Here is a 4,954-nt window from a genome sequence, read left to right as displayed (position 1 = left end):
GGACAGGGGTGGGGGTACTCTTTCCGCACCGGCCCGTGACGAACTACCTAAGCGCCCTACTGCAGGTGGGGTTTGCGCAGGAAGCTGTTGCGGTCGGCGGATTTGATGCGGACCCAGGTGTCGCGGCCATCGCGAACGACGCGCATCGGGAACTCGGCGCCGGCCGGGCCGCTGCTCCACACCTTGCGATAGAAATCAGCCAGGCTTTCGACCTCGCTGTCGCGCACGTCGGAGATCACGTCGCCCTGGCGCAGGCCGGCCTTAGCGGCCGGGCCGCCATCGGCGACGCTCATCACCACCACTTCGCCATCGCTCTCGGCCGAGAACACGCCAAGCCACGGCCGCGGCGGGCGGTTGGCTTCGCCGCGGGTGAGCAGGTCGTCGAGGATGGGGCGGAGCAGGTCGATGGGGACCACCATGTTGATGTCGGCAGTCTCGCCGGCCCGCATCATCTGCAGGCGGAGCGAGCCGACACCGAGCAGTTTGCCGTCGGCGCCGATCAGCGCCGCACCGCCCCACGAGGGGTGCGCCGGGGCGGTGAAGATGGCTTCATCGAGCAGGTATTCCCAATAGCCGGCAAACTCCTGCTTGGCGACGATGCTGGCGCGGATGGAGCGGCCGGTGCCGTCGGCGAAGATCACCGAGTCACCCAGCTGCGCGTCGGCGGAATGGCCCAGTTCGAGAGCCGGCAGGTCGAGTGGCCCAAGCGCCTGCACCAGGCCGAAACCGGTTTCCTGGTCGTAGGCCAGCGCGTGCGCGGCGACGACGCGGCCATCGCTGGCGGTCAGCCACACCTCTTCGGCTTCGGTGATCAGATAGCCGATGGTCAGCACCAGGCCGCTCTCGCGGATCACCACACCGCTGCCTTCGCGCAGCGTGCCGAGGGCGGCGGCGGTGAAGGCATCGTCGGGGATGGTGGATCTGACGGCCACGACTGACCGCAAGGTCGGATCGATATCCATGCTCTTGTCCTGGTGTTGCGGAGACAGGCCGGCGCCGGGCCTCTGGCCGGGCACGATGCCTGTGTACAAGGTAGGCAATGGACGGGGGGCCTGCAAGGGTCGCGGAGCCGAACCGTGAGGTACGTGTTGCAGCAGAGCGAAATCTGTTCAATGCTGCACGTGTTGTCATACAAGGTGGACACGAGAGCCACCAACCAGACGTGACTAGGAGAGACTGCCCAACGACGAGGAGGAGAAACTACGATGACTATCAAGAAGTTGAGCCGTCGCGACGTCCTGAGGGGGACCGTTGCTACCGGCGCCGGACTTATCGCCGCGGGGAGCGGCCTTCCGGTTTTTGCGCAGGACGCCGCCGCACCCAAACCGGACGCACCGCTGCCGGTAGGCGGTTCGGGGAAGCTCACCGTCATTCACCGCACCGAGTATTTCGAGGCGGCCCAGACGGCGTTCCGCGACACCGTGCAGGCCTTCGCCGATGGCAAGGGGGTCCAGCTCGACATCTCGACCACCAACCCTGAGTCGTTCGGCGACTTCATGGGCAAGATGACGGCGGCGGTGAAGGCCGGCAACCCGCCGGATTTCGCATACACGTCCAACGTTTCGATCGCGCAGCTGCATTTGCTCGACCTGGTCGAGGATATGACCGACGTGGTCGAAGAGGCCATCAAGCTCTACGGCGACATCATGCCGGGCCTGAATGCCGCCAAGACCGCGCAGATCGACGGCAAGTGGTGGGCCGTTCCGCTGATCGGCACGACGACCGGCTACTATGCGCGTGGTGACAAGCTCAAGGAAAAGGGCATCGATCCCGCTTCCCTGAAGACCATCGTCGACCGCCGCGAAGCAGCTCTCGCCATCTCGGGTCCCGACTTCTACGGCTGGGGCTTCACTCCCAACCAGTCGGGTGACGGCTTCGGCTTCCTGATCGCTACTGTTCAGGCCTTCGGTGGCCACTTCACCGACGAGACCGGCCAGGTGGTGACCTTCGACTCGCCGGAGACGGTGGCTGCCTTCGAGTTCCTACGCGAAACCTACGACCGCAACGGCAAATACGCCGCCATGCTGCCGCCGGGCGTCGAGAGCTGGAACGACACGGGCAACAACGAAGCGTACCTCGCGGGCCAGATCGGCTTCACCCAGAACGCCTTCTCGATCTACGCTCAGTCGAAGCGCGACGGTAATGCGGTCTATGCCAACACCCTGCTGCTGCAGGCGCCGACCGCGATCAACGGCGACAGCCGCGATGGCGGCAATGTCGGCGGCTGGATGACGGTGTTCAAGGGGGCGCCGAACGCGGCGCTCGCCAAGGAGCTGGCGCTCAACCTGCTCGATCCGGCCAACTTCGGCAAGATCGCGGCTCTGGGCAGCGTGCTGTTCACCCCGGCCTACCAGAACCTCTGGACCCCGGAGCTGCTGGCGGCCGAACCGAACCTCGCGACGATCAAGCAGGCGGTCGACGTCAAGGATCCGTTCCTCGGCCAGTCGTGGCCGGCAAATCCGAACGCGGGCGTCGATGCGATCCGCGCCCAGGGTGTGCTGGAACAGTCGGTCGGCAACGTCATCTCGGGGCGCATGGCCCCCGCTGATGCCGTCAAGGATGCGCACCAGAAGATGCGCGATCTGTTCGAAGAAGGCGGGATCATGCAGCCGTAAGGCGATGCAACCCGCGCGGGAGGGCGGCGTAGCCGCCCTCCCCCACTCTAGCGCCGCAGCGTCATCGGCCGCACTCCGGGGAGAGTGCGGGTGCCGTTCTACGCCGTGGATCAAGGCTCCGGTGCTGAGGCCAGACGCCTCGCCGTGCAGCACTTTCGAGGGGACAGGTAATGGTTGATCAAGCTCAGGTGAATTCCGCGGTAGGCCGAACGATGCGGCCGATGTCGATGGCGCGGCGGGTGCGGGGCATTCTCGGCCGCGACTGGAAGATCGCCTACCTGTTCGTCCTGCCCATGGTCCTGCTGATGGCTGGCCTGATCTTCTGGCCATTCATCAGCGCTATCCTGATGTCGATGACCACCTTCAACTTCAACACCGGCGACACGGTGCAGGTGGGCCTGAGGAACTACCAGCGCCTCTACACCAATTCCGACTACCTGCTGAGCCTTTCGAACACCATCAACTTCACCTTCTGGTCGCTCAGCATCAAGTTCGTCACCGGCATGACCATTGCGATGATCCTGCATTCCAAGTTGCCATGGCGCAACCTGATGTCGGCGATCATGCTGCTCCCCTGGATCGTGCCCGAGATCGTCACGGCTTTGGCCTGGAAGTCGATCTATGACCCGCTGTTCGGTGGTCTCAACCCGATCCTGCAGGGCGCCGGTATCATCAGCAAGCCGCTTGGCTGGCTGTCGGACTCGAACCTGGCGCTGGGCAGCGTCATCGCGGTGAACGTCTGGAAGGGCATCCCGTTCTTCACCCTGCTGCTGCTGGCCGGGCTCAAGGCGATCGATACCGAGCTTTACGAATCGGCCGAGGTGGATGGCGCCAATGCGGTGCAGCGCTTCCGCTACATCACCCTGCCGGGGATGCGCTACGTCATCCTCGTGGTGCTGCTGCTGAGCTTCATTTCCACCTTCAACCAGTTCGGGCTGATCTTCCTGATGACCGGCGGCGGGCCGAGCGGCGCGACGCGCCTCTATTCGATCCTCGCCTACGAGAAGGCGATCGGCTCCTTGCAATATGGCCCCGGCAGCGCCATCGCGCTTTCCGTCGCGCCGCTGATGGCGTTCCTGATCTACCTGCTCTCCAAGTACATGCGGCACGACGAACGCGCCGCCGGGGTGCAGAAGAAGGGGCTCGGCATCGGCAAGTTCTTCGGCGGGCTGTTCAGCGCCGTGCTCGATATCTTCTTCTGGCCGTTCGACATGCTGAACCGCGGCATCGAGGTGCTGGGCCAGGCGCTGCGCAAGCGGATGACCGGCTCCACCGAAAAGCCGGTGTTCAAGCCGCAGGGCCGCGAACGCATGGGGATCGGCATCCGCATCCTGATCCTGTTGCCGATCATGGCGTTCGTCTTATTCCCGTTCTACTGGGTGCTGATCACCTCGTTCAAAACCACGACGCAGATCAGCCAGCGACAATCGATCTTCTGGCCGAACCCGCCGACGCTGAACCAATACCAGGAGCTGCTGTTCGGCTCGCCGTTCCTGCACTGGCTGGGCAATTCGATCCTGGTCGCGGCATTGAGCACGGTTATTTCGGTGGCGATTGCGGCGCTCGCCGCTTATGCGCTGACCCGTCTGAAATTCCTCGGCGCCGGGCTGCTGACCACAGCGATCCTGATCACCTACCTGTTGCCCGGAACGCTGATCTTCATCCCGCTGTACCAGACGCTGAGCGACCTCGGCCTGATCAACAGCTACGGCGCCTTGCTGACCACCTACCCGACCTTCCTCGTGCCATTCGCCACCTGGGTACTGATCGGCTATTTCCGCTCGATCCCGGTGGAACTGGAAGAAGCGGCAATGATCGACGGAGCCAGCCGGCTCTACGCCTTCGTTCGCATCACCCTGCCCCTGGCGGCGCCGGCGCTGCTGTCGGTGGCGCTGTTCGCCTTCACCAATGCCTGGAACGAGTTCCTGTTCGCCTTCGTCTTCATCACCTCGGAATCGCTCAGGACCCTGCCGATCGGCCTCCAATCCATGGTGGTGGGCGACATCCTGCCCTGGGGCGAACTGATGGCAGCCTCGCTGCTGACGGCAATCCCGGTGGCGGTGCTCTACATGTACGCCCAGCGCTTCCTGGTCGGCGGGCTGACTGTCGGGGCGGTGAAGGGGTGAACCGCTAGAGTGACTACGTTCCTTCCCCTCACCCTGACCCTCTCCCCGGAGGGGAGAGGGGACGCACTTTGCACGGGCAATGCCACATCGCCCCCTCTCCCCTCCGGGGAGAGGGTCGGGGTGAGGGGCCTGGCCCTTCTCCTCCTCTCCCGCTGCCGACGACCCGTCCAGGGTAGGTCTGTGTGGTCGCCTCTGACTTTAATCACACACAGA

Annotated in this window: 3 protein-coding genes; 2 read left to right on the top strand and 1 reads right to left on the bottom strand. The window is 64.4% G+C overall.

Annotated features, from left to right (window positions below):
• Nucleotides 1–56 precede the first annotated feature (56 nt).
• Nucleotides 57–962 carry a S1C family serine protease gene (locus tag VW23_RS19030; protein WP_069911124.1) on the bottom strand — a complete coding sequence of 302 codons (906 nt, stop codon included), beginning with the start codon at nt 960–962 and terminating at the stop codon, nt 57–59.
• Nucleotides 963–1,205: 243 nt separating this feature from the next.
• On the opposite strand from VW23_RS19030, the gene VW23_RS19025 reads away from it, so the two are divergent.
• Nucleotides 1,206–2,615, top strand: coding sequence for an ABC transporter substrate-binding protein (locus VW23_RS19025; RefSeq protein WP_069911123.1), 1,410 nt, complete (start codon nt 1,206–1,208; stop codon nt 2,613–2,615).
• Between the two features lie 170 nt (nt 2,616–2,785).
• Nucleotides 2,786–4,741 carry an ABC transporter permease gene (locus VW23_RS19020; protein ID WP_084646312.1) on the top strand — a complete coding sequence of 652 codons (1,956 nt, stop codon included), beginning with the start codon at nt 2,786–2,788 and terminating at the stop codon, nt 4,739–4,741.
• Nucleotides 4,742–4,954 lie beyond the last annotated feature (213 nt).

The organism is Devosia insulae DS-56 (genome assembly GCF_000970465.2).
Lineage (GTDB): Bacteria > Pseudomonadota > Alphaproteobacteria > Rhizobiales > Devosiaceae > Devosia_A > Devosia_A insulae.
This window is presented reverse-complemented; position numbering and strand designations above follow the sequence as displayed.

What these genes read in the sequence shown, in the direction of transcription:
- VW23_RS19030 (WP_069911124.1), bottom strand. Translation starts at nt 962, where the DNA reads ATGGATATCGATCCGACCTTGCGGTCAGTCGTGGCCGTCAGATCCACC.
- VW23_RS19025 (WP_069911123.1), top strand. Translation starts at nt 1,206, where the DNA reads ATGACTATCAAGAAGTTGAGCCGTCGCGACGTCCTGAGGGGGACCGTT.
- VW23_RS19020 (WP_084646312.1), top strand. Translation starts at nt 2,786, where the DNA reads ATGGTTGATCAAGCTCAGGTGAATTCCGCGGTAGGCCGAACGATGCGG.